19 protein-coding genes are annotated in these 24,345 nt (G+C 60.4%); 5 read left to right on the plus strand and 14 right to left on the minus strand.

The window, feature by feature from the left end; translation table 11 throughout:
- The first annotated feature begins 11 nt into the window (after positions 1-11).
- The 3 genes from gltB to hemE all read left to right on the plus strand — a co-directional run bounded on the left by gltB (position 12) and on the right by hemE (position 7,209).
- Positions 12-4,457, plus strand: a complete 4,446-nt coding sequence (gene gltB / locus ACA071_RS02185) for a glutamate synthase large subunit (protein WP_497642939.1) — start codon at positions 12-14, stop codon at positions 4,455-4,457.
- Positions 4,458-4,490: 33 nt separating this feature from the next.
- Positions 4,491-5,909, plus strand: coding sequence for an FAD-dependent oxidoreductase (locus tag ACA071_RS02190; RefSeq protein WP_201199952.1), 1,419 nt, complete (start codon positions 4,491-4,493; stop codon positions 5,907-5,909).
- Between the two features lie 232 nt (positions 5,910-6,141).
- On the plus strand, positions 6,142-7,209 hold the full coding sequence (gene hemE, locus ACA071_RS02195) for a uroporphyrinogen decarboxylase (protein WP_169371984.1): 1,068 nt from the start codon (positions 6,142-6,144) through the stop codon (positions 7,207-7,209).
- Positions 7,210-7,268: 59 nt separating this feature from the next.
- On the opposite strand, the gene ACA071_RS02200 is transcribed toward hemE, so the two are convergent.
- The 3 genes from ACA071_RS02200 to ACA071_RS02210 form a co-directional block, all read right to left on the minus strand.
- Entirely contained in the window at positions 7,269-7,913 is a 645-nt protein-coding gene (locus tag ACA071_RS02200) for a retron system putative HNH endonuclease (RefSeq protein WP_497642940.1), read from the minus strand.
- Positions 7,910-9,181, minus strand: coding sequence for an AAA family ATPase (locus ACA071_RS02205; RefSeq protein WP_497642941.1), 1,272 nt, complete (start codon positions 9,179-9,181; stop codon positions 7,910-7,912). The genes ACA071_RS02200 and ACA071_RS02205 overlap by 4 nt, the downstream gene beginning before the upstream one ends.
- Positions 9,182-9,259: 78 nt before the next feature.
- Positions 9,260-10,489: an MFS transporter gene (locus tag ACA071_RS02210; RefSeq protein WP_497645254.1), complete on the minus strand. Its 1,230-nt coding sequence runs from the start codon at positions 10,487-10,489 to the stop codon at positions 9,260-9,262.
- Between the two features lie 167 nt (positions 10,490-10,656).
- Between ACA071_RS02210 and ACA071_RS02215 the strand changes: the two genes are divergently transcribed.
- Both ACA071_RS02215 and ACA071_RS02220 read left to right on the plus strand, forming a co-directional pair.
- Positions 10,657-11,559: a LysR family transcriptional regulator gene (locus ACA071_RS02215; protein ID WP_497642942.1), complete on the plus strand. Its 903-nt coding sequence runs from the start codon at positions 10,657-10,659 to the stop codon at positions 11,557-11,559.
- Between the two features lie 349 nt (positions 11,560-11,908).
- Positions 11,909-12,214 (plus strand): DUF6124 family protein, encoded by a 306-nt coding sequence (locus ACA071_RS02220; protein WP_497642943.1) that lies wholly within the window; start codon positions 11,909-11,911, stop codon positions 12,212-12,214.
- Between the two features lie 178 nt (positions 12,215-12,392).
- On the opposite strand, the gene ACA071_RS02225 is transcribed toward ACA071_RS02220, so the two are convergent.
- The 11 genes from ACA071_RS02225 to ACA071_RS02275 are packed head-to-tail and all read right to left on the minus strand — an operon-like array spanning position 12,393 to position 22,961.
- A complete protein-coding gene (locus tag ACA071_RS02225; RefSeq protein ID WP_497642944.1) occupies positions 12,393-12,839 on the minus strand; it encodes an excinuclease in 447 nt (148 codons plus the stop codon).
- A gap of 29 nt (positions 12,840-12,868) precedes the next feature.
- The gene (locus tag ACA071_RS02230; RefSeq protein WP_497642945.1) at positions 12,869-14,095 is read right to left on the minus strand and encodes a beta-ketoacyl-ACP synthase; all 1,227 of its coding nucleotides are present in this window, start codon (positions 14,093-14,095) and stop codon (positions 12,869-12,871) included.
- Entirely contained in the window at positions 14,095-14,823 is a 729-nt protein-coding gene (gene fabG, locus ACA071_RS02235) for a 3-oxoacyl-ACP reductase FabG (RefSeq protein WP_497642946.1), read from the minus strand. Before fabG ends, ACA071_RS02230 begins: the two co-directional genes overlap by 1 nt.
- The gene (locus tag ACA071_RS02240) at positions 14,823-15,281 is read right to left on the minus strand and encodes a hotdog family protein (protein ID WP_497642947.1); all 459 of its coding nucleotides are present in this window, start codon (positions 15,279-15,281) and stop codon (positions 14,823-14,825) included. The genes fabG and ACA071_RS02240 overlap by 1 nt, the downstream gene beginning before the upstream one ends.
- Positions 15,278-16,474 carry a beta-ketoacyl-[acyl-carrier-protein] synthase family protein gene (locus ACA071_RS02245; protein WP_497642948.1) on the minus strand — a complete coding sequence of 399 codons (1,197 nt, stop codon included), beginning with the start codon at positions 16,472-16,474 and terminating at the stop codon, positions 15,278-15,280. Before ACA071_RS02245 ends, ACA071_RS02240 begins: the two co-directional genes overlap by 4 nt.
- A complete protein-coding gene (locus ACA071_RS02250) occupies positions 16,471-16,953 on the minus strand; it encodes a hypothetical protein (protein ID WP_169371972.1) in 483 nt (160 codons plus the stop codon). The genes ACA071_RS02245 and ACA071_RS02250 overlap by 4 nt, the downstream gene beginning before the upstream one ends.
- Positions 16,953-17,678 (minus strand): class I SAM-dependent methyltransferase, encoded by a 726-nt coding sequence (locus tag ACA071_RS02255; RefSeq protein WP_497642949.1) that lies wholly within the window; start codon positions 17,676-17,678, stop codon positions 16,953-16,955. Before ACA071_RS02255 ends, ACA071_RS02250 begins: the two co-directional genes overlap by 1 nt.
- A complete protein-coding gene (locus tag ACA071_RS02260) occupies positions 17,675-18,922 on the minus strand; it encodes an NAD(P)/FAD-dependent oxidoreductase (RefSeq protein ID WP_497642950.1) in 1,248 nt (415 codons plus the stop codon). The genes ACA071_RS02255 and ACA071_RS02260 overlap by 4 nt, the downstream gene beginning before the upstream one ends.
- On the minus strand, positions 18,909-20,069 hold the full coding sequence (locus tag ACA071_RS02265; protein ID WP_497645255.1) for a sodium:proton antiporter: 1,161 nt from the start codon (positions 20,067-20,069) through the stop codon (positions 18,909-18,911). Before ACA071_RS02265 ends, ACA071_RS02260 begins: the two co-directional genes overlap by 14 nt.
- A complete protein-coding gene (locus ACA071_RS02270) occupies positions 20,069-22,411 on the minus strand; it encodes an MMPL family transporter (protein WP_497642951.1) in 2,343 nt (780 codons plus the stop codon). Before ACA071_RS02270 ends, ACA071_RS02265 begins: the two co-directional genes overlap by 1 nt.
- On the minus strand, positions 22,395-22,961 hold the full coding sequence (locus ACA071_RS02275) for an outer membrane lipoprotein carrier protein LolA (protein WP_497645256.1): 567 nt from the start codon (positions 22,959-22,961) through the stop codon (positions 22,395-22,397). The genes ACA071_RS02270 and ACA071_RS02275 overlap by 17 nt, the downstream gene beginning before the upstream one ends.
- Between the last annotated feature and the right edge of the window lie 1,384 nt (positions 22,962-24,345).

Consider the following 24,345-nt stretch of genomic DNA (forward strand, 5'->3'; position numbering starts at 1 on the left):
AGAAAGTGTCTATGAAAGCAGGTCTGTACCAACCAGATGAATTCAAGGATAACTGCGGTTTCGGCCTGATAGCCCATATGCAGGGCGAGCCCAGTCATACCCTTTTGCAAACGGCCATTGAGGCCCTGACCTGCATGACCCACCGTGGTGGGATCAACGCCGACGGCAAGACCGGTGACGGTTGCGGCTTGCTGATTCAAAAGCCGGATGTGTTCCTGCGAGCCATTGCCCAGGAAACCTTCGGCGTCGAGCTGCCCAAGCAATATGCGGTGGGCATGGTCTTCTTCAACCAGGACCCGGTCAAAGCCGAAGCGGCTCGCGAGAACATGAACCGCGAGATCCTCGCTGCCGGTCTGACCCTCGTCGGCTGGCGCAAGGTGCCGATCGACACCAGCGTCCTCGGCCGCCTGGCCCTTGAGCGCCTGCCGCAAATCGAACAGGTGTACATCGGCGGTGAAGGCCTGAGCGATCAGGACATGGCGATCAAGCTGTTCACCTCCCGTCGTCGCTCGTCCGTGGCCAACGCTGGCGACGCCGATCACTACATCTGCAGCTTTTCGCACAAGACCATCATTTATAAAGGCCTGATGATGCCGGCGGATCTCACCGCCTTCTATCCAGACCTCAGCGACCAGCGCCTGCAAACCTCGATTTGCGTGTTCCACCAGCGCTTCTCGACCAACACGCTGCCGAAATGGCCGTTGGCGCAGCCGTTCCGCTTCCTCGCCCACAACGGCGAGATCAACACCATCACCGGTAACCGTAACTGGGCCGTGGCCCGTCGCACCAAGTTCACCAACGATCTGATGGACCTGGAAGAACTCGGCCCATTGGTGAACCGCGTCGGTTCCGACTCCTCGAGCATGGACAACATGCTCGAGCTGATGGTCACCGGTGGCATCGACCTGTTCCGTGGCGTGCGGATGATCATTCCGCCTGCGTGGCAGAACGTCGAAACCATGGACCCGGATCTGCGGGCGTTCTATGAATACAACTCGATGCACATGGAACCGTGGGACGGCCCGGCCGGCGTGGTAATGACCGACGGTCGCTACGCCGTGTGCCTGCTCGACCGTAACGGTCTGCGTCCGGCGCGTTGGGTCACCACCAAAAACGGTTTTATCACCCTGGCCTCCGAAATCGGTGTCTGGAACTATCAGCCTGAAGACGTGATCGCCAAGGGCCGTGTTGGCCCGGGCCAGATCTTTGCCGTGGACACCGAAACCGGTCAGATCCTCGACACCGATGCCATCGACAACCGCTTGAAGTCCCGTCATCCGTACAAACAATGGCTGCGCAAGAATGCCCTGCGCATCCAGGCGACCATGGAAGACAACGACCACGGCTCGGCTTTCTACGACGTCGACCAGCTCAAGCAGTACATGAAGATGTACCAGGTCACGTTCGAAGAACGTGATCAGGTGCTGCGTCCGCTCGGCGAACAAGGCTACGAAGCCGTTGGCTCGATGGGCGACGATACGCCGATGGCCGTGCTGTCCCAGCGCGTGCGCACGCCGTACGACTATTTCCGCCAGCAGTTCGCGCAGGTCACCAACCCGCCGATCGACCCGCTGCGTGAAGCCATCGTCATGTCGCTGGAGATCTGCCTCGGTGCCGAGCGCAACATCTTCCAGGAGTCGCCGGAACACGCCTCGCGTGTGATCCTCAGCTCGCCGGTCATTTCTCCGGCCAAGTGGCGTTCGCTGATGAACCTCGATCGTCCGGGCTTCGAGCGCGCGATCATCGACCTCAACTATGACGAAAGCGTCGGCCTCGAAGCGGCGATCCGCAACGTGGCCGATCAGGCTGAAGAAGCCGTGCGTTCCGGTCGTACCCAGGTTGTGCTGAGTGACCGTCACATTGCCCCGGGCAAGTTGCCGATCCACGCTTCGCTGGCTACCGGCGCGGTGCACCACCGCTTGACCGAAAAAGGCCTGCGCTGCGACTCCAACATCCTGGTAGAAACCGCCACTGCTCGCGATCCGCATCACTTTGCGGTGTTGATCGGTTTCGGCGCCTCGGCGGTCTATCCGTTCCTGGCCTACGAAGTGCTGGGCGACCTGATCCGTACCGGTGAAGTCCTGGGCGACCTCTATGAGGTGTTCAAGAACTACCGCAAAGGCATCACCAAAGGTCTGCTGAAGATCCTGTCGAAGATGGGCATCTCCACCATTACTTCGTACCGCGGTGCGCAGTTGTTCGAAGCCATCGGCCTGTCCGAAGAAGTCTGCGAACTGAGCTTCCGTGGCGTGCCGAGCCGCATCAAGGGTGCGCGTTTCGTCGACATCGAAGCCGAGCAGAAAGCCCTGGCCGCCGAAGCCTGGAGCCCGCGCAAGCCGATCCAGCAGGGCGGTCTGCTGAAGTTCGTCCACGGTGGCGAATATCACGCCTACAACCCGGACGTGGTCAGCACCCTGCAAGCCGCTGTGCAGCAGGGCGACTACAGCAAGTTCAAGGAATACACGGCGCTGGTGGACAACCGTCCGGTGTCGATGATCCGTGACATGTTCAAGGTCAAAACCCTGGACACGCCGTTGGACATCAGCGAGATCGAACCGCTGGAGTCGGTGCTCAAGCGCTTCGACTCCGCCGGCATCTCGTTGGGCGCCTTGTCGCCAGAAGCTCACGAAGCCCTGGCCGAAGCCATGAACCGCCTCGGTGCGCGTTCCAACTCCGGCGAAGGCGGCGAAGACCCGGCGCGCTACGGCACCATCAAGAGCTCGAAAATCAAGCAAGTGGCGACGGGCCGTTTCGGTGTGACCCCGGAATACCTGGTCAACGCTGAAGTGCTGCAGATCAAAGTCGCCCAGGGCGCCAAGCCCGGCGAAGGGGGTCAACTGCCAGGGGGCAAGGTCAACGGTCTGATCGCCAAGCTGCGTTATGCGGTACCGGGCGTGACCCTGATTTCGCCGCCGCCGCACCACGACATCTACTCGATTGAAGACTTGTCGCAACTGATTTTCGACCTGAAACAAGTCAACCCGAAGGCCCTGGTCTCGGTGAAACTGGTCGCAGAAGCGGGCGTCGGCACCATCGCCGCCGGTGTGGCCAAGGCCTACGCGGACTTGATCACCATCTCCGGCTATGACGGCGGCACCGGCGCATCGCCGCTGACCTCGATCAAATACGCAGGCGCACCGTGGGAACTCGGCCTGGCCGAAACCCACCAGACCCTGCGCGGCAACGACCTGCGCGGCAAAGTCCGGGTGCAGACCGACGGCGGCCTGAAAACCGGCCTCGACGTGATCAAGGCTGCGATCCTCGGCGCTGAAAGCTTCGGCTTCGGCACCGCGCCAATGATCGCTTTGGGCTGCAAATACCTGCGCATCTGCCACCTGAACAACTGCGCCACTGGCGTCGCGACTCAGAACGAGAAGCTGCGTAAAGACCACTACATCGGCACTGTCGATATGGTGATCAACTTCTTCACCTACGTCGCTGAAGAAACCCGTGAGTGGCTGGCGAAGCTGGGCGTGCGTTCCCTCGAAGAGCTGATCGGTCGTACCGATCTGCTGGAAATCCTCGAAGGCCAGACCGCCAAGCAGCAACACCTGGACCTGACCCCGTTGCTCGGCAGCGATCACATCCCGGCAGACAAGCCGCAATTCTGTCAGGTCGACCGCAACCCGCCGTTCGACAAAGGCCTGCTGGCCGAAAAAATGGTCGACATGGCCACCTCGGCCATCAACGACATGAGCGGCGCCGAGTTCGCCCTGGATATCTGCAACTGCGACCGTTCGATCGGCGCGCGGATCTCCGGTGAAATCGCCCGTAAGCACGGCAACCAAGGCATGGCGAACGCGCCGATCACCTTCCGCTTCAAAGGGACGGCTGGTCAGAGCTTCGGTGTGTGGAACGCCGGCGGTTTGAACATGTACCTGGAAGGCGACGCCAACGACTACGTCGGCAAAGGCATGACCGGCGGCAAACTGGTCATCGTTCCGCCGAAGGGCAGCGTCTACAAGACGCAGGACAGCGCCATTATCGGCAACACCTGCCTGTACGGCGCCACGGGCGGCAAGCTGTTCGCCGCTGGCACCGCGGGCGAGCGTTTCGCCGTGCGTAACTCCGGTGCTCACACCGTGGTGGAAGGCACCGGCGATCACTGCTGCGAGTACATGACCGGTGGTTTCGTCTGCGTATTGGGCAAGACCGGTTACAACTTCGGCTCAGGCATGACCGGCGGTTTCGCCTACGTGCTCGACCAGGACAACACCTTCGTTGACCGGGTCAACCACGAACTGGTGGAAATCCAGCGGATCAGCGGCGAAGCGATGGAGTCCTATCGCAGCCACCTGCAACGCGTGCTGGACGAATACGTCGCGGAAACCGACAGCGAATGGGGTCGTAACCTCGCTGAAAACCTCGACGACTATCTGCGCCGTTTCTGGTTGGTCAAGCCTAAGGCTGCCAATCTGAAATCGTTGCTTTCCAGCACCCGTGCCAATCCGCAGTGATATGCGCCTGAAGAGTTTGATGAGGTTTTAACAATGGCTGAACGTCTGAATAACGACTTCCAGTTCATCGACGTCGGGCGCAAAGATCCGAAGAAGAAACTGTTGCGTCAACGCAAGAAAGAGTTCGTGGAAATCTACGAACCCTTCAAACCCCAGCATTCGGCCGATCAGGCCCACCGCTGCCTGGGTTGCGGTAACCCGTATTGCGAATGGAAGTGCCCGGTGCACAACTTCATTCCCAATTGGCTGAAACTGGTGGCCGAGGGCAACATCCTCCAGGCCGCCGAGCTGTCGCACCAGACCAACACCCTGCCGGAAGTCTGCGGCCGGGTGTGCCCACAGGATCGTCTGTGCGAGGGTGCCTGCACCCTTAACGACGGCTTCGGCGCGGTGACCATCGGTTCGGTCGAGAAGTACATCACCGACACCGCGTTCGCCATGGGCTGGCGCCCGGACATGTCCAAGGTCAAGCCGACCGGCAAACGTGTTGCGGTCATCGGCGCAGGCCCGGCCGGCCTGGGCTGTGCCGACGTGCTGGTACGTGGCGGCGTGACTCCGGTGGTGTTCGACAAGAACCCGGAAATCGGCGGTCTGCTGACCTTCGGCATCCCCGAGTTCAAGCTGGAAAAGACCGTGCTGAGCAATCGTCGCGAAGTCTTCACCGGCATGGGCATCGAGTTCCGCCTGAACACCGAAGTGGGCAAGGACGTGACCGTCGAGCAACTGCTCGAAGAATACGATGCCGTGTTCATGGGCATGGGCACTTACACCTACATGAAAGGTGGCTTTGCCGGTGAGGACCTGCCGGGCGTGCATGACGCTTTGGATTACCTGATCGCCAACGTCAACCGCAACCTGGGCTTTGAAAAGTCGCCGGAAGATTTCGTCGACATGAAAGGCAAGAAGGTTGTGGTGCTGGGCGGCGGCGACACGGCGATGGACTGCAACCGTACATCGATTCGCCAGGGCGCCAAGTCGGTGACCTGCGCTTATCGTCGCGACGAAGCGAACATGCCGGGCTCGCGTAAAGAGGTGAAGAACGCCAAGGAAGAAGGTGTGAAATTCCTCTACAACCGCCAGCCGATTGCGATTGTGGGTGAAGACCGCGTTGAAGGCGTGAAGGTGGTCGAGACCCGTCTCGGCGAACCGGATGCCCGTGGCCGTCGTAGCCCAGAGCCGATCCCGGGCTCCGAAGAGATCATCCCGGCTGACGCCGTGGTTATCGCATTCGGTTTCCGTCCAAGCCCGGCGTCGTGGTTCGAACAGTTCGAGATCCAGACCGACAGCCAGGGCCGCGTCGTGGCCCCGGAACAAGGCAAGTACAAGCACCAGACCAGCAACCCGAAAATCTTCGCCGGCGGCGACATGGTTCGTGGTTCTGACCTGGTGGTAACGGCGATCTTCGAAGGCCGTAATGCGGCTGAAGGGATTCTGGATTACCTGGGCGTCTAACCCCTCCACTGATTGTTCCCACGCTCTGCGTGGGAATACAGCCCGGGACGCTCCGCGTCCCAAAAGGCGTGACGCAGAGCGTCACAGGAGGCGTTACCACGCGGAGCGTGGGAACGATCTTTTAGTGCCGAAACCGCGACAAATTGACCCGATAGACAAAAGGTGCGGCGCTTGCCGTGCCTTTTGCGTCGCGCTCTGAGAAAATGCCCGCACTTTTTTTCCGGATGCCGACATGACTGCCCTGAAGAACGACCGTTTCCTTCGCGCCCTGCTCAAGCAACCTGTAGACGTCACGCCGGTATGGATGATGCGTCAGGCCGGTCGCTACCTGCCTGAATACCGCGCCAGCCGTGCCAAGGCCGGTGACTTCATGAGCCTGTGCATGAACCCGGAGTTCGCTTGCGAAGTCACGATGCAACCGCTCGACCGCTACCCGCAACTGGACGCGGCGATCCTCTTCTCCGACATCCTCACCATCCCGGACGCCATGGGCCAAGGCCTGTACTTCGAAACCGGTGAAGGTCCGCGCTTCAAAAAAGTCGTCAGCACGATGGCCGACATCGAAGCGCTGCCGATTCCGGATCCGCACAAAGACCTCGGCTACGTCATGGACGCGGTCAGCACCATCCGCCGCGAACTGAACGGCCGCGTGCCGCTGATCGGCTTCTCCGGCAGCCCATGGACCCTGGCCACCTACATGGTCGAAGGCGGCTCGTCGAAAGACTTCCGCAAGACCAAGGCCATGCTCTACGACAACCCGCAAGCCATGCACCTGCTGCTGGATAAACTCGCGCAGTCGGTCACCAGCTACCTCAACGGCCAGATCATGGCCGGCGCGCAAGCGGTGCAGATCTTCGACACCTGGGGCGGTAACCTCTCGGCGGCGGCGTACCAGGAATTCTCCCTGGCCTACATGCGCAAAATCGTCAGCGGCCTGATCCGCGAACACGAAGGCCGCAAAGTGCCGGTCATCCTGTTCACCAAAAACGGCGGCCTGTGGCTGGAAAGCATTGCTGATGCTGGCGCAGACGCATTGGGCCTGGACTGGACCTGCGACATCGGCGAAGCCCGCCAGCGCGTCGGCAACAAAGTCGCCCTGCAAGGCAACATGGACCCGACCGTGCTGTACGCCAAGCCAGAAGCCATCCGCACCGAAGTCGGCCGCATCCTCGCCAGCTACGGCAAGGGCAGCGGTCACGTGTTCAACCTCGGGCATGGCATCACGCCGGAAGTTGATCCGGAGCATGCGGGTGCGTTTATGCGCGCGGTGCATGAGTTGTCGGCTCAGTATCACGAGTGATCGTTGCCCGATAATGAAAACGCCCGGCTTATGCCGGGCGTTTTTGTTTGTGTGGGTTTTCAGTGGCCGAGAAGTTGTTCGGCGTAGCGGGCGATGATGTGGTCGAAAGGTTTTTGATCGGAGATGTCGGTTGAGCGAATCGCGGTCACGAGGCGATAGAGATCTTCATCGCTGGCGTGCGTGATGAACTCATCATCGAATAGTCGGCGGATTGTGGCCTGACGTCGATTGTTGAGGTAGGCAATGTCTAGTGCCAACACCTCAATCATTTTGGTTGCCGGCAGGTCGTCAGAGTCGGTTGGTTGGATTTTGCCTGTCCTTAAATACCGGAAGCGCAGTTCGCATTGCTCATCCATTGGAGAGATGTGCTGCGTTTCGTCAAACCAGTTTCCTTTGCGATGGCCACAGTGCAGTGGGTTGCCAGGCTTGGTTTCTCGTATACAAGAGGCATGGAGATTTTGATACTCCAGTGCCAACTCTTCATAGTCCTCTTGAGGCTTGAAATGCTCGATATGACTATTGGAAGCATCTATCTCTCTGCCGCAGTAGCAACAGAAGTGCCCTTGCTCAAGCAACAAATTGGTATGTAACTCCCGTTTTTGCGGGTTTTGCAGCGTTTGATAAGTGGGGTTCCACTCATCATTCGCCGAGTTTTTCCATTCTGTAAATGAAGCGGGTTCAGTTCCTTTGAGCACTCGTTTCATTTACCGAGGATCTCCTTTCGCCTGATCAACGCTTCGGCCCCTGCGAACTCTGGAAGGTCCGGGGCTTTTTTCTTTAGCGCCTCAAGTTGGATTTTTGCTCTTTTGAGGTCGTTGTCTTCCAGTGTAGAAAACAGCTCGGAGAGCAGTGTTTCAATCTCGGGCTCGCGTTGTGTAACGCCCATGACTTCCTCCAGCACGCTGCTGGAATCCAGGCCATAGGTAACCCGTGGGTGAGAAGCATCACCGTTGTTAAGCACGATGACTTCTTCGGGTTTCAGGCTGCCGATGATTTGAGGTGAATGGCTGGCTGCGATGAACTGGACTTTGGGGAATGCTTCCTTAAGTGCCGGCACAATAATGCGTTGCCAGGCAGGGTGAAGGTGAATGTCCAGTTCATCGATGATGACTACACCTGAAGTATTTTTCAGGACATTTTTACCCATATGCGGGTTGAGGATGCACATGCGGCGGGCGATGTCTGCGATTAGAGCCACCAATCCGCGCTGACCATCACTCAATTCGTTGAATGGTAAGTAACTATGCCCCTCCAGGTTGACGAGAAGGCTTCTGAGGGGAAGGTCGTAATAAATACCGGTTGAATTCGGTAAGGCGGATCTTAGCGCTGTGTTAATCCAGCAGAGTTCATCATCAAAGACCGACATAACATTGGAAGATCGATGTACGGACTGGAGCTGCTCCAGAGTCTTTCCAATAAGCCAGCTTTCAAAGTCTTTAATGTCAGCTGCTGCGTCATGCCAATTTTTATAACCGTCCAATCTCGATATTTTCTGAGTTGCAGAAAATTCGGCGGAAACATTCGCTGTGGTCCAGCGACGGTTGGCTTGATAGAACGCCAGTAAAGGTAGATCAATAGTTTTGCTTTCGTTCATTTCATCAATGTTTTGATGAACAGCGGCAACAAGCTCTCCGTCTGGAAAGGTGTACTCCTCAGCCCTCAGTCTTTTTCTAGACCAGGAGCGATTTCCGAATACGTAGCCGTTTGCCTCAAGAAATATAGGGTACTGGCGTTCAAAACGAATTCGGCCGTTGTAGTTATCGATGATAAAACGGGCGTCTTTCTCGTTTAGCGAGTCTTGATTAACACCAGTGGAGGCAGCGAAGTCCTCAAAACTGGCGGCCACCGCCTGCAACAACGAAGTCTTCCCACTCCCGTTAACTCCCACCACCAGATTGAAACCCGGCTGAAAGTCGAAAGTGGCATCTTCGTAGCAACGAAAATTCTGAATGTGGAGACGGTCCAGGCGCATTCTGGCTTCCCTTTACCAAGACTGACGAATGCCGTCAGTGTACCTTGGCTCGCGATTACCGCTAGGGCGCAGTTGTGGCTAAACCTGTGCGGTGCCCGGTAGCGGCGGCAACTTCGCCAGTTTCAACGCCACCAACAGCGCAATCACCAACAGCCCGCCAATAAACAACCCGATCCCGTTCCAACCGCCGAGGTGCCAGAACACCCCACCGGCCGTTCCGGCAATGCTCGACCCGGCGTAATAGCTGAACAGATACAGCGACGACGCCTGCCCCTTGGCCTTGATCGCCCGGCGTCCAATCCAGCTGCTGGCCACCGAATGCGCGCCAAAGAAGCCGAAGGTGAAAATCAGCATGCCAATGATCACCAGCGGCAGCGGCGTGAACATTGTCAGCGCAAGGCCCGCGAGCATCAGCACAATCGTCGCCCAAAGCACTTTGCGCCGGCCCAGCTTGTCAGCCAGCGAGCCAATCTTCGCCGAGCTATAAATCCCCGACAGGTACACCACCGACAGCAACCCGACGAAGGCCTGGTCCATGTTGTAGGGCGCCGCCAGCAGGCGATAGCCGATGTAGTTGAACAGCGTGACGAACGCGCCCATCAGCACAAAGGCTTCGAGGAACAACAACGGCAGGCCTGCATCGCGAAAGTGCATGGTGAAGCCGTCGATCAGGCTGCGCGGGTGCAGTGAACGGGCGCGGAAGTTGCGTGATTCGGGAAGGATCTTCCAGAACACCGTCGCCGCGATCAGCGCCAAACCGCCAATTACCAACATCGCCGTGTGCCAGCTGACAAAGTCGATCAACACGCCAGTGATCAAACGTCCGCTCATTCCGCCAATCGCGTTACCACCGATGTACAAACCCATGGCCAGGCCGATGTGCTGCGGGTGAATCTCTTCACTCAGGTAAGTCATCGCGACCGCTGCCAGGCCGCTCAGAGACAGCCCGATCAACGCGCGCATGATCAACACGCCTTCCCAGCTCGGCATCATCGCACTGGCCATCGTGCACAAGGCCGCGGCGAACAACGCGGTCACCATCACCGGCTTGCGCCCGACGCGGTCAGAAATCGGGCCAGTGATCAGCAGACCAATCGCGAGCATGCCAGTGGCCACCGACAGGATCAGGCTGCTTTGCGCCGCATTGATCGAATACTCATGGGACAGCAGAGGCATCATTGGCTGCACGCAATACAGCAGGGCAAACGTCGCAAAGCCGCCGGAGAACAGCGCCAGCACCGTGCGCATGAACATCGGCGTGCCTTTTTCGATGTAGATCTCGTTCAGCTCGGCGACGACATCGTCCAGCGCAGTAGGCGGAACTTCATGGGCGAGTGGGGCGACAGCAGTTTTCACTTCGGACCTCGGAGGGCGCAGCCGGTCAGGCAATGGAAAAAAGCATATAGCTGCCTAACGATTCAATCCAATATATTATTCGACCTGTTTAAGACGTTTTACGACCTAATGGAGTTTTCATGGAATTACGCCACCTGCGCTACTTCATCGCCGTCGCCGAAGAACTGCATTTCGGCCGCGCTGCCCAGGTGTTGGGCATCTCGCAGCCACCGTTGAGTCAGCAGATTCAAGCATTGGAGGCGGAGGTCGGTGCGCGGCTTTTCGAGCGGACCAATCGTCGGGTCGAACTCAGTGAGGCCGGTCGGTTGTTTCTGGAAGAGGCGCGGTTGGTGCTGGCTCAAGTCGATAAAGCGGCAGATGTTGCTCGTCGTGCGCAGCTTGGCGAGTTGGGGGAACTGAAGATTGGCTTCACCTCGTCGGCACCGTTCAACTCGACCATTCCCCAGGCGATTTTCTCGTTTCGTCAGCGCTTCCCCGCTGTGCACCTGAATCTGCGGGAGATGAGCAGCACCCAAGTGGCCGACGCGTTGGTGGATGAATCGATTGAAGTCGGCATCATGCGACCGCTCGGCTTGCCTGATTCCCTCAGCGTCGTGGAATTGATGCGCGAGCCACTGGTGGCCGTGCTCAGTTCCAAGCATCCGTTGGTCAACAGCAGCGAAGAAGGCCTGTTCCTGTCAGCCCTGGCCCTCGAACCTTTCGTATTTTTCCCACGCAGTTATGGCAGTGGTCTGTACGCGCAGCTACTCAGCCTGGCGCGGGATGCCGGGTTTAGCCCGCATTTCGCCCAAGAGGCGGGCGAGGCGATGACCATTATCGGGTTGGTGGCTGCTGGGTTGGGCGTTTCGGTGTTGCCGGCGTCTTATCAGCGGATGAGGATTGATGGCGTGGTGTATCGGCCGTTGCTTGATCCGGAGGCTGTGTCGGCGGTGTGGCTGGTGCAGCGCAAGGATCAGAAATCGCCGATGGCGAAGGCGTTTGTGGAGTTGTTGACGCGCAAAGTCGAGCCTCTGAAACCGTGACGACTTTGTGGGACATTTCCGAAGCTATGTTCCGGGAGCCTACAACGCCTTGCGGCGGAGCCTACGACTGCCCCAGAATCCGCCGGCTTGTGCGTCTTGGGGGCCGTCGGTAACTTGATTCGCGTCACTGCTCATCAGTGATCGGGTTTAGTAGCTCGTGGTTACACGAAGCGCATTTGCTTTCCAGACTGACAGGTGTTTTCCATACCTGTACTTGATGGTAGCTGTGCGCAGGGCGCTCTCGGGCGCGCCGGTTTCGTGTCTCCCCGGTCTACTAACCTGCGTTCAGCTGCCACCCTTTTGTTTAGTAGCGATTCGGTGACGGCTCCACTTTTTTGGAGACCGAATTATGTTCAAGGAAACACCCAACCCTCCGGATACCGATCCGGCATCACGCGACACACTCCACGACGCCGCCCCCGGCAATAAACCCCAACGCAAACCTAGCAACATTGTCCTCATCGATCCCGAAATCGACAACCGGACCTTGCTGGAATACGCCTGTGAATCGCTGGCATCGGCGAATGTCATGGCGAGTGATTTCGTGAGGTTTCTGGATGGATCGCAGTGCAACACACTGTTGGGGATTCAGCAGTCGATCATGCTGGGAGAGTTGGCGGTGAACCGTGTGCTGGACAATTACGACTCACCTTGAAAACTACAGAGATGATCGTTCCCACGCTCCCGCGTGGGAATGCCTCGATGGACGCTCTGCGTCCGCTTCGGATGGGACGCGGAGCGTCCCGGGCTGCATTCCCACGCGGAGCGTGGGAACGATCATCTGTTTGCAAAAAAAAGGGCGCCTGAAAAGGCGCCCTTTGTCGTATCTGACGTTACTGAACCTTCGCCAAATCCCCTTTCAACGCAACACCCGCCATGATTGCCCCGGCGTGGCATTCATAGTTCTTGGCGTCTTTGCGCTCGTTGCTCTTATAGAAACTCACGATGTTGGTCACGGCATTGGCGCCGGCGCTTTTGGCGGCCTGGTGCAGGCTGATGATTGCCGATTGGGCGACCCATTCGCAGGCCACGGTGTCGGACTTGTTGAAGGCGTTGGTTTTCTTGTTGGTCACGGAGCCCGCAGTGAGGACGGTGACGGTGCCGGCCGGGTTGTTGCCCGCCAGGTAGAACTTCACGCTGCCATCGATTTTGCCGGTGCGGGTGGCTTCGGCGACGGCTTTGTCGAATGGCAGGTACACCGGGGTGTCACGGGCCTGGCTGACGGCCGGGATGGCGCAGATCAGCAGGGTGGTGGCGGCAGCGAGTTTCTTGAAGTGCATGGAGGTCTCCTTGACCCTGATTATTACGGTTACGACCAGCGGCGGAAGATCAGCGAAGTGTTGACGCCGCCGAAGGCAAAGTTGTTGTTCATCACGTATTGGTTGCTCATCTGCCGGAATTCGCCGCGCAGGTAGTCGAGCTTGCCGCAGTGCGGGTCGATCTCGTCGAGGTTGAAGGTGTGCACGTACAGGTCGCGGTTAAGCATTTCGATGCTGAACCAGGACTCCAGCGCACCGCAGGCACCCAACGTGTGGCCGAGGAAACTTTTCTGTGAGCTGATCGGCATGTGTTCGCCGAACAACGCGCTGGTCGCCAGTGTTTCGGCAATGTCGCCCTGTTCTGTAGCGGTGCCGTGGCCGTTTACATAGCCAATGTCCGACGGCTGCAAACCGGCGTCTTCCAGCGCCAGTTCCATCGCCCGGCGCATGGTCGTCTGTTCTGGACGCGTAGTGTGCTGACCGTCGGCGTTGCTGCCGAAGCCGACGAGTTCGGCGTGGATGTGCGCACCTCGGGCCAATGCGTGTTCGAGTTCTTCGAGCACCAACATGCCGCCGCCTTCACCGATCACCAGGCCGTCGCGACCCTTGTCATACGGACGTGGGCTGGTTTGCGGCGCATCGTTTTTCAGGCTGGTGGCATACAGCGCGTCGAAGACCATGGCTTCGGTCGGGCACAGTTCTTCGGCGCCGCCAGCGAGCATCAGCGGCAGGCGGCCGAACTTGATCGACTCGTAGGCGTAACCGATGCCCTGGCTGCCGCTGGTGCAGGCGCTGGAGGTCGGGATCAGACGGCCAGTGAGGCCGAAGAAGATGCTGATATTCGCTGCGGTCGTGTGCGGCATCATCCGCACGTAGGAGTTGGCGTTCAGGCCCTCTGCCACCGAGTTGAGCAACATGTTGCCGAATGCCTTGATCTCGTCGGTGCTGCCGGTGGAGGAACCGCAAGCGACGCCCATGCGCCCGTCCTTGATCGATTCGTTTCCCAACAGCCCGGCGTCGGCCAACGCTTGTTCAGCAGCACCAACAGCGAGCCGCGAGACGCGACCCATGCTGCGCAATTGCTTGCGTGTCCAGTGGCTCGGGACTTTGAAGTCATCGATGGGCCCGGCCAGACGGGTGTTGAGTTCGGTAAAGCGATCCCACTCGTCCATGCGGCGGATGCCGCTGCGGTTGGCCGCGAAGTTGCCGGCGATTGTTTCCCAATCGCTGCCCAGTGAGGTGATGCCGGACATGCCGGTGACGACGACGCGCTTCATCAGCACAGGCCTCCGTTGACGGCCAGAACCTGGCGGGTGATGTACGAGGCTTCCGCCGACATCAGGAAATTCACGGCGCCGGCCACCTCTTCAGGGGTGCCCATGCGTTGTGCGGGGATCATTTTCATCAGTTCTTCTACCGGCACGTTTTCGTCGAGCATGGCAGTGTCGATCAGGCCGGGTGCGACACAGTTAACGGTGATTTTGCGCTTGCCCAGTTCGATCGCCAACGCTTTCGCCGCGCCGATCAATCCCGCCTTGGAAGCGCTGTAGTTGACCTGCCCGCGATTGCCGATCAGCCCGGAAACCGAGGTGATGCAGACAATCCGCCCAGCGGCGCGACGACGAATCATCGGCATCATCACCGGGTGCAGCACGTTGTAGAAACCGTCGAGGTTGGTGCGCATCACCACGTCCCAATCATCCTCGCTCAGCGCCGGAAAAGCACCGTCGCGGGTCAGCCCGGCGTTGAGCACCACGCCGTAATAGGCGCCGTGGGCTTCGACGTCGGCTTCGAGAGTGGCTTTGCAACTGGCGCGGTCGGAGACGTCGAATTGCAGCACGCGAGCATTGCGCCCCAAGGCTTCGATTTCGGCCTTTACCACTGTGGCTTCAGCCAGACCGCTGCGGCAATGCAGCACGATGTCATGCCCGGCCTGGGCCAGGCGCAGGGCGATGGCGCGGCCGATACCACGGCTGGAACCGGTGACCAGTACGGATTCAGTCATCACTCGACTCCTTGGGGTTCTTGAAAATAGTCAGCCGCCTGGGGCGGGCGGTACACGTTCAACCGGGCGGTGGCGTGGATGCCGGGGGCGTTGATATGGCATTCGAACACGCCCATGCCGCTGTCGTCTTCCAGCGAGCGCACGCCGTGGATGAGCAATTCGGTGCCGGCCGGGAAGTGTTCCACGTTGCATTCGAATTTACGGGTGCCGAGCAAAAAGCCCAGCTCAACCGGATTACCGCGAGCCCGGGCATGGCAACCGGCATAGGCGGCCACGCTTTGGGCCATCAACTCGATGCCGACCCAGGCCGGCAGGCTGCCGTCGGGACGGTTGAACAAGCCGCCGGGCTTGACGGTGAGACGAGTGTGAATCTGCTCGTCATCGAACGACAGGATCTGCTCGATGAGGATCATGTCGCCAGCGTGAGGCAGCAGTTCGGCGAGCGGCCAGTCAATCATGGGGCGTCTCCGATAATCAGGCTGACGTTATTGCCACCGAAGGCAAACGAATTGCTCATCAGGTAGCGAGGTGCAATGGACGCCAGGCGATCGGCCGGGGTCACCCAATTCAGTGCCGGCAGGTCCGGGTCGGGCTGGCCGTCCCAGACGTGGGGCGGCAGGGCGTGTTCGGGATTGTCGGCGCTCAGGCTCAACCAGCAGAACGCCGCTTCCAGGGCACCGGCGGCACCGAGAGTGTGGCCGGTCATCGGTTTGGTCGACGAGCAGGGCACGCCGTCCGGGAACAGCGCGGCCACGGCCAGGCTTTCCATGGCGTCGTTGTGTTGAGTCGCGGTGCCGTGCAGGTTCAGGTAACTGATTTGCGACGGTTGCAGGTGGGCACGGGCCAAGGCTTTGCACATGGCTTGCTGAGCGCCACGGCCGGTCGGTTCCGGCGCGGAAATATGGTGCGCGTCGGAGCTGGCGCCGCTGCCGAGCAGGGCAATCGATTGGCCGCCGCCCGGTTGTTTGCTCATTAAAAACAGCACCGCCGCTTCGCCGATGTTGATGCCATTGCGGTTGGCTGAAAATGGATTGCAGCGCTGTTCAGACACCGCTTCCAGGGCCGAGAAACCATTGAGGGTCAGTTTGCACAAGCTGTCGACACCGCCGCACAGCACCGCATCGCACAACCCAAGGTCGAGCAAACGCTGGGCACTCATCAAGGCGCGAGCGCTGGAAGTGCAAGCGGTGGAAATCACATAGGCCGGGCCGCTCAGTTGCAGCCAGTCGGCGAGGAAGTTCGCCGGCGCGCCGAGTTCCTGCTGCCGATAATCGTAGTCGGCGGGGAATTCATGCTCACGGATGTAATGGGCCAAGCCGCGACTGGCTTCGTCGATGCCGGAAGTGCTGGTGCCCAAAACAATCCCGATACGGTCACGGCCAAAGGTCTGGATCGCTTGGTCAATCTCTGGACGAATTTGCAGCGCCGCTTCCAGCAGCAATTGATTGTTGCGGCTGCGTTGCTCGGCCAGTTCGGGCGGAATCGGCGCCAGCTCACCGTGAACCGCCGCCACCGGCAACGAACGTTCCGCCACCCAGCCGGCCTCGCTGCGCATGCCGGAGCAATCGCCGGCAAACAGGTTGCGGGCGACTTCCTGTTTGTCGCGACCCAAGGCGCAGATCACCCCCAGAGCGTTCAACCAGACGGTCATGGGGTGTCCCCGTTCAGCGGCGTGACTTGGTATTTCGGGCCTTTGGGCAGGTTCAACTCAAAACTCATGGGGCGGGAATAGCGGACATCCCAGCGCTCAGGCAGGGTTCGTTGCGCGCCATGCTGCCAGGCGACGGGGTAGTTGCTCTGCAACTCGCCTTCAGGCGTCAACGCAAACAGCAGCGCGGCGAACAGCTCCCGGGCTTCCGGGTTCGGCGGCAGCAGACCGTCGGCCTGCCAGGCGCCGTCGATCAGCTTCTGCCGGGCCTGGGGAATGCCCAGCAAATCCATCATCGACCAACGCAGCGCCGGGCCCTCCTGCTGGATCACCAGCACCCAGTCCTGACGCTGGTCCGCCACCAAGCGCTGAATATGCAATTGCAGCGGCAGCGCCAGGCTCGGGCTGTGCTCGGGCAGCGGAGCGCGGCTGGCGCAGGCGCTCAGCAACAGGACGCAACCCAGGAGCAGAAAACGGATCATCAGACGTTACCTTCAAGCGGCTTGCGCGCCACCACATTGACCAGGGTTTCTTCCCGTTGGCCAAAGGGCTTGGGTTTGCGCAAACCAAAGCGTTCAAGCAGGCCGAAATCCTTGGCGCGGCTCCACCACAGGTACGGATAAGACACGTTCTGCGGGCCGAATTCGAAACCCTGCTGGCGAATCATTTGCAGATACCCGGCCGCGCTCTTTTGCACGTGCATCGGGTGGCGGAACAACCAGCGAATCACCCACGTATCAATGTAAGCCTCGGTGGACTCGGCGAATAGCAGATAGCCGCCGGGCTTGAGCACGCGATAGAACTCGGCCAGGGCTTGGTCCTGTTCAACCAGATGATGAAAGGTCTGGTGGCAGAACAGCAGATCGACGCTGGCGTCCGCCACGTTGAGCGTCGCGCAGTCGCTGCCGATCAATTCCACGGTCATGCCCTGGCGCGCCGCCTCTTCGCCGCTGAGTGTCAGGCTGTGCAGATCGGCATCCACACCGATCAAACGCTGGGGCGCAAAGGTTTGGCGCAGGTACTGGAACGACTTGCCCTGGCCGCAACCGGCATCCAGCAACACCGGGTTGCTCGGTGGCGACTCGCTGAACAGGCCACGCAGGTCATTGATCGCCACCCGCAGCACATGGTGCTGCCAGGTATAGCTACGCAGGAACCAGAAACCGAATCGGGTTTCCTCGACGTAGTTGTCGCTCAGGTAACTCATGTGGCATCCCTTGCACAAATTTCTGAAATCACCTTCAACCGGCGTTTCGCTTCGCTGACGAACGGGTTGCGTTCATCCCAGGCATAACCGGCGAGGATCGAGGCGATCATGCGGCGGATATCGGTGGAGCTGCCGTCATGGAAAATCACGTCCTGGAAGGTGCCGGCGTACCAGCCTTCGACGTAGCAACGGAAGGTGTCGACGCCGCGTTTCAGCGGGTCGGCAAACTCGGTTTGCCAGTCGACGCTTTCGCCCTGCAATTGTCGATGCAATACACCCGCTGCCATGCTCGCCGAGCGCATGGCGATGGTCACGCCGGAGGAGAACACCGGGTCGAGGAATTCCGCGGCGTTACCCAGCAGCGCGAAGCCTGGGCCGTGGAGGGTTTTGACGTTGGCCGAGTAGCCGCCAATGGTCCGCGCCGGGGTGTCCCACACGGCATTGTTCAGCACACCGGAGAGGCTTGGGGTTTCGGCGATAAAGCCACGCAGGCACTCGTCGAGATCATCGGTGCGGCCTTCGAAATGTTCGGCCGCCGCCACCACGCCCACCGAGCAACGGCCGTTGCTGAACGGGATGGTCCAGAACCAGATATCGCGATGGATCGGGTGGGTAGTCACAAGGATCTTGGTGCGGTCGAAATTCGGGTTGTCGATGTGGTCTTCGACGTGGGTGAACACCGCTTGGCGCACCGGGAAGTTCGATGGTGCTTCCAGGTCGAGCAAGCGCGGCAACACCCGGCCATAGCCGCTAGCATCGAGCACAAAGTCGGCTTCGACACGGTATTCGCTGCCGTCCTCGCGCAGCACATTCAGCTGCGGTTTCGCCAGGCTGAAATCGGCGCTGACGATGGCTTCGCCGTAACGCAATTCCACGCCTTGCAGCGCGGCTTGATCGGCCAACAACTTATCGAAATCGGCGCGCTGTACCTGGAACGTGGTCGGTTTGCCATTGCTGAAGGTGTCGCCGAAATCGAAGGCACTGTACTGCTCACCCCAAGCGAACGCCGCACCGGTTTTTATCTGAAAACCGGCGGCGTTCACCGCGTCCAGCATGCCGGCCTCTTCGACGAAATCCAGGCAATGGGACAACAGGCTTTCACCGATGGAAAACCTTGGGAAATGCTGGCGCTCGATCACCAATACATCGTGGCCCTTGCGCTTAAGCAGCGCGGCGGCGATGGCGCCCGAAGGACCGGCACCGATGACCACGACCTGACGATGTTCCATTTCAACGATTGGCACGAGGACTCCTTGCCGGGGCGGCGATATTCAGCGGGATTCGGTGCATGCCGGCCAGTGCCGGCAGCAGTGTTGCGATCAGGCCCATCAGCATCAGCGCAAAGTACAGCGCCGGGCTGATGAGTTGTTGTTGCAGCAGCAGGTTGAGAAAGACGATCTCGCTCAAGCCGCGAATATTCAGCAGCAGGCTTTCGCGCCAGCGGCTGGCGCCATCAACCGAGACGCCGGCCCAGCCCAGGCCCAGCCAGTTGCCCAGCAGTTTGCTGGCAATCGGTAACAGCAGCAGCGCGGCCAGTGGCAACCAGCCGAGGCTGGCCATGGCGCTGTGCACATCGATCTGCACGATGCCGAACGTAAGGATCAGTGGGATGGCGATCCAGGTCTGCAAACGGTTCATCCACAGCGCCGGCAACGGCAACACCAGCGGTACTTTGAGCGCTGCCATGCACAGCAGATAACCGATGCCGAAAATCAGCGCGTTGAGCTTGAAGTGCTCGGCCACCACCAGCAGCGCGAAGAAACAGCCACTGTGCAGCAGCGGTTGGCGCAGACCGAGCAGCCGCAATAACACCGGTAAACAGGCGCCGGCCAGTGGCAGCAACAGACTGCTCAGGTGCAGGCTGCCTTGGGCGAAGCCGAACAGCGTCCAGCACGTGAGGTCGATAAGGATCGCGGTCTGCACCAGACGCCGAGTGGCGTCGGGCGGGTAGTTGATGTGTCGCAGGTACAGGTACAACACCGGAATCGCGGTGATGGCGAATACCAGGCCGACGGCCAGCGAGCTGATCCACGCTTGTGGCGGCAACAGCCAGACCGCCGTCGCCAAGCCGCAGGCGAACGGAATACAGAAACTCGGCAGGGCGATTTTCAGGCTCTGGCGTTCCAGCCGCAGGTCGATCACGTCGCTGAGAATATGCCCCAGTAGCAAGGCGAAACTCAGGCTGTAGAGGTTTTTCAGCCACACCGGCGAAATCAGGTTCGCGCCGCTGAGTTGCCAGCCCGGCTCAATCCAGAAGTACATCAACAGCGGCAGGCCGAACGTCGCCAACAGCAATTGGCTGACAATCGGGATCAGCCCGAAATGCCGACCGACGCGGGTGGCCACGGCGAACATCCCCAGGGCCATCGCCCAAAACAGCACGATCATCATCATGCGGCTGGCTCCGCGACTGCAACGGTATGCGCCTGGCGTCCGGCCCACGGTGCGAGGATGAAGCTGAACGCCAAGCCGAGGCTCACCGACAACCCGAAGTTGCTCACCGCCGGCGTGCTGGACACCGCCAGCAAACCGAACGACAGCCAAGTGGTCAACGCCGCCAGCAAGGTGCCCAGCAAGCTCACAGCGGCGCCGCCGATCTGTTCGCGCATGAGGATCGCGTAATCGACGCTGATGGCCGTCACCAGCAGCAGGCCGAACAGGCTGAACAGGGTCAGCGGTTGACCGAGCCAACCGAGGCTGGCCAGGCTGCACAGCGCCGCCAGCAGTGGCAGCGCGACGATGCGCAGCGCGCCACTGAGGCCGAACGGCAGGATCAGCACCAGCACGATCAGCACGCAGGAGGCGAGTTTCAATTCCGCGGCGCTGATCTGGGTTTCGGCAAAAACCTTATTCAGTTCGCCGAGACGATCCACCAGTTCAACCCCCGGCAAGTCCAGGGCCTGGACCCGCAGCAGCGACGGGTTGTTCAAGCCTTGCAGGCTGACCATGGCCGCCACGCCGCCGTCATCGGTCGGCCCCAGCCACAGGGTGCGATAGGGTTCGGCCAACGGCCCGATCAGCGCGGCGTCGATGTCTTCGGTGGGCAGCGCCTGCAACTTCGTCAGCTCGGCTTGCAATGCCTCGACCGGCACTCCGACGTCGAGCAACGGTTGCCAGAATTGCGGCAGTTTATTCAGCGCGTCGCGTACCTGCTTCTGTTCAATGGGCTGGCTGACCAATTGGTTGAGCGACAGGAAACCCTGGAGTTTGTCGAGGTTGACCAGTTGTTCCAGGCGATCACCGAGCGCCGCTTGGCGTTCGAGCAGTTCTTGCTGGTTGGCGGCCCGGATCAGGAAAAACTGGCTGGTGGGTTGGTAGCCGGTGATGCGCGCGATGGCCTGCGCTTCATCGGTCAAGTGCTGCGGCATGCCGACCCATTGGCGAATATCATTCTTGGTGCTGAGTTGCAGCAAACCAGCGACGCAGAAAGCGATCAGCAGCGCCAGCAACACCGGAGTGCGGACGCGTTGCAGCAGCGCTTCACGCAGGTTAACCAGACACTCGGCCACTCGCAGTGGCCATTGCGCCGGCCGCAGGTCAGCCCCCTTGAGCAGCGCCGGCAACAGGCACACCGCCGACAGATAGGCACCGAGCAGACCGGCGGCGGAGAACACCGCGATTTGCGTCAGCGCCGGGAACGGTGTCCAGGCCAGGGCGAGGTAGCCGATGCAACTGGTGATCAGGCTCAGGGTCAGACCCGGCAGGGTCAGGCGCAAGGCCGGCCAGCTGTTCCAGGGTTTCAGGCTCCAGCTCTTGGACAGGTAGTGCAGCGGGTAATCGACGGCGACGCCGATCAGACTGGAACCGAGCACCAGTGTCATCACATGCATATGGCCGAACAGCGCCACGCAGGCGACGCCACCGAACAACATGCCCACCAGCACCGGGACGAAGGCGAGCAATACGCGCAAACGCCGGAACGCCAACAACAGCAACAACAGGATGCCCAGCGTGGCACCGCCACCGACCCAGGTCATTTCTCGGGTTGCTTGCTGCTGACCGTTGGCGGCATAGAGCAAGCCGCTGGCGGCAAGCAATTGCACGTCGCCCTGGGCGGCTTCTTCGCGACTGTGTTTTAGCAACTCGGCCACTTGCAGCGGCAGGTTCATGTCGAAAGCATTGCCGGTGGTTCTTGCTCGCAGCAGCACCCAGCTTTTACCGTCGGCATCGGCGATCAAGGCACCGCTGCCAATGTCCAGTTGCACCGCGCCGTGTTGCGGCTGGCTGTTCTGGATACGCCCGGTCAGGCCCAGCCAGTCGTCCTGGCTCGGCACCAGGCTGAACCCGGTGAAGGGGTCGAACAGTGCTTGTACCCGCTGCTGGATAAAGGCGTCGGGATGCTCGATGAGTTGTTGCCGATCCTCATCCGCGAGCATCGCCAGCCGACCTTGCAGCAGTTGCGTGCGCAGGGCTGGCAAGTCGGCTTGCAGGGTCCACTGGACCTTTTCGAACAGACCGCTGGCCTGCCACTGCTCACCGAGTTTCTGCGCCATGGCCACGGCGTGCTGGCGATCGGTGTGGCCGACCAGCACCAGCATTTCGCGGTTCAGCGGTTCTTGCATGCGTTGTTCGGCGCGCTGTTCCAGCGCGTCCGGCGCCGTGCCTGGCACCAGTTCCATCAAATTGGCCGACAGCGGAGCGCCGTCACGCCATTGCCAACCGGCGAGCGCGAGCACCGCCAGCAGCAGGATCAGGAACAGCCGTGGGAGCCTCCGTTCACTCGGCAAAGTCATGTTGCTCCGCATCGCTTAACGGTTGAGCGCTGGTGCTGTCCTGCATGCGCATGAGGGTGCTGTCGCCCTGGGTTTCCAGCAATTCGATGCTGTTCACCAGCGCGCCGCCGTCGATGTTGATCTGATTGAAAACTTGCTTGAGCAGCATCGAACGCGGGGTCAGGGTCAGCTTCCATTTTTGTGCGTCGCCACTCAGCGAAAGCTCGAAATCCCGTTGCAGGCCGCTGCTGTCACCTTGCAGCACGGCGAGGAACAAACGGTTCTGCTCGGCCCCGGCGCTCTTGCCCGGCAGCAATTGCCAGCCGTTGGCGTCACGTCGGGCGATGCCCTTGGCGTTGATGCGGTAATCCTGTTGCAGCGGGGTTTTCAGCAGCCAGAGCAAGCCGTGATTTTTCGCCAGGACAAAGGTGCCCTTGCTGGTCAGCGGCTGGGGCAGGGCGCGCAGGTGTTTTTCCTGGATGAAATTGCCGTGGATCACATCGGGCTTGGCCAGTTGATTGCTCAACTGTTGCAAATCAAACGCCTGCGCCTGCGAAGCAAAGCCCGCCATCAACAGCAACACGATCCCGTAGCAGCTGCCGAGCCCGCGAGGCTGCGTCCGGCGGCGAAGCTGCCGTAAAACCTGCGTATGCGGTGTGTCAGGCAAATCGCGGGGCGACTGCTTCGCAGCCGAACGCAGGCTTCGCCAGCTGCTACAGAAGGCGTGCGCCTGTGAAGTGACTGCGGCCATCAACAGCAACGCAATCGCGTAGCAGCTGCCGAGCCCGCGAGGCTGCGTCCGGCGGCGAAGCCGTCGTAAAGCCTGCGTATGCGGTGTGTCAGGCAAATCGCGGGGCGACTGCTTCGCAGCCGAACGCAGGCTTCGCCAGCTGCTACAGAAGGTGTGCGCCTGTGAAGTGAACGCAGCCATCAACAGCAACGCAATCGCGTAGCAGCTGCCGAGCCCGCGAAGCTGCGTCCGGCGCCGAAGCTGTCGTAAAACCTGCGTATGCGGTGTGTCAGGCAAATCGCGGGGCGACTGCTTGGCAGTCGAACGCAGGCTTCGCCAGCTGCTACAGAAGGCGTGCGCCTGCGAAGTGAACGCAGCCATCAACAGCAACGCAATCGCGTAGCAGCTGCCGAGCCCGCGAGGCTGCGTCCGGCGGCGAAGCCGTCGTAAAACCTGCGTATGCGGTGTGTCATGCAAATCGCGGGGCGACTGCTTCGCAGCCGAACGCAGGCTTCGCCAACTGCTACAGAAGGCGTGCGCCTGCGAAGTGAACGCGGCCATCAACAGCAACGCAATCGCGTAGCAGCTGCCGAGCCCGCGAGGCTGCGTCCGGCGGCGAAGCTGTCGTAAAACCTGCGTATGCGGTGTGTCAGGCAAATCGCGGGGCGACTGCTTCGCAGCCGAACGCAGGCTTCGCCAGCTGCTACAGAAGGCGTGCGCCTGTGAAGTGACCGCGGCCATCAACAGCAACGCAATCGCGTAGCAACTGCCGAGCCCGCGAGGCTGCGTCCGGCGGCGAAGCCGTCGTAAAACCTGCGTATGCGGTGTGTCATGCAAATCGCGGGGCGACTGCTTCGCAGCCGAACGCAGGCTTCGCCAGCGGCTACAGAAGGCGTGCGCCTGCGAAGTGAAACCCGCCATCAACAGCAACGCAATCGCGTAGCAGCTGCCGAGCCCGCGAGGCTGCGTCCGGCGGCGAAGCCGTCGTAAAACCTGCGTATGCGGTGTGTCAGGCAAATCGCGGGGCGACTGCTTCGCAGTCGAACGCAGGCTTCGCCAGCGGCTACAGAAGGCGTGCGCCTGCGAAGTGAAACCCGCCATCAACAGCAACGCAATCGCGTAGCAGCTGCCGAGCCCGCGAGGCTGCGTCCGGCGGCGAAGCTGTCGTAAAACCTGCGTATGCGGTATGTCAGGCAAATCGCGGGGCGACTGCTTCGCAGCCGAA

This window comes from Pseudomonas sp. LBUM1646 (assembly GCF_059716165.1).

Bases quoted from the DNA above. Each gene is read 5' to 3' on its own strand.
- ACA071_RS02265 (WP_497645255.1), bottom strand. From the start codon at position 20,069: ATGATGATCGTGCTGTTTTGGGCGATGGCCCTGGGGATGTTCGCCGTG.
- ACA071_RS02215 (WP_497642942.1), top strand. From the start codon at position 10,657: ATGGAATTACGCCACCTGCGCTACTTCATCGCCGTCGCCGAAGAACTG.
- ACA071_RS02190 (WP_201199952.1), top strand. From the start codon at position 4,491: ATGGCTGAACGTCTGAATAACGACTTCCAGTTCATCGACGTCGGGCGC.
- ACA071_RS02275 (WP_497645256.1), bottom strand. From the start codon at position 22,961: ATGGCGGGCTTTGCTTCGCAGGCGCAGGCGTTTGATTTGCAACAGTTG.
- ACA071_RS02230 (WP_497642945.1), bottom strand. From the start codon at position 14,095: ATGAAGCGCGTCGTCGTCACCGGCATGTCCGGCATCACCTCACTGGGC.
- ACA071_RS02240 (WP_497642947.1), bottom strand. From the start codon at position 15,281: ATGATTGACTGGCCGCTCGCCGAACTGCTGCCTCACGCTGGCGACATG.
- ACA071_RS02245 (WP_497642948.1), bottom strand. From the start codon at position 16,474: ATGACCGTCTGGTTGAACGCTCTGGGGGTGATCTGCGCCTTGGGTCGC.
- ACA071_RS02205 (WP_497642941.1), bottom strand. From the start codon at position 9,181: ATGCGCCTGGACCGTCTCCACATTCAGAATTTTCGTTGCTACGAAGAT.
- ACA071_RS02255 (WP_497642949.1), bottom strand. From the start codon at position 17,678: ATGAGTTACCTGAGCGACAACTACGTCGAGGAAACCCGATTCGGTTTC.
- gltB (WP_497642939.1), top strand. From the start codon at position 12: ATGAAAGCAGGTCTGTACCAACCAGATGAATTCAAGGATAACTGCGGT.
- ACA071_RS02270 (WP_497642951.1), bottom strand. From the start codon at position 22,411: ATGACTTTGCCGAGTGAACGGAGGCTCCCACGGCTGTTCCTGATCCTG.
- ACA071_RS02225 (WP_497642944.1), bottom strand. From the start codon at position 12,839: ATGCACTTCAAGAAACTCGCTGCCGCCACCACCCTGCTGATCTGCGCC.
- hemE (WP_169371984.1), top strand. From the start codon at position 6,142: ATGACTGCCCTGAAGAACGACCGTTTCCTTCGCGCCCTGCTCAAGCAA.
- fabG (WP_497642946.1), bottom strand. From the start codon at position 14,823: ATGACTGAATCCGTACTGGTCACCGGTTCCAGCCGTGGTATCGGCCGC.
- ACA071_RS02200 (WP_497642940.1), bottom strand. From the start codon at position 7,913: ATGAAACGAGTGCTCAAAGGAACTGAACCCGCTTCATTTACAGAATGG.
- ACA071_RS02220 (WP_497642943.1), top strand. From the start codon at position 11,909: ATGTTCAAGGAAACACCCAACCCTCCGGATACCGATCCGGCATCACGC.
- ACA071_RS02250 (WP_169371972.1), bottom strand. From the start codon at position 16,953: ATGATCCGTTTTCTGCTCCTGGGTTGCGTCCTGTTGCTGAGCGCCTGC.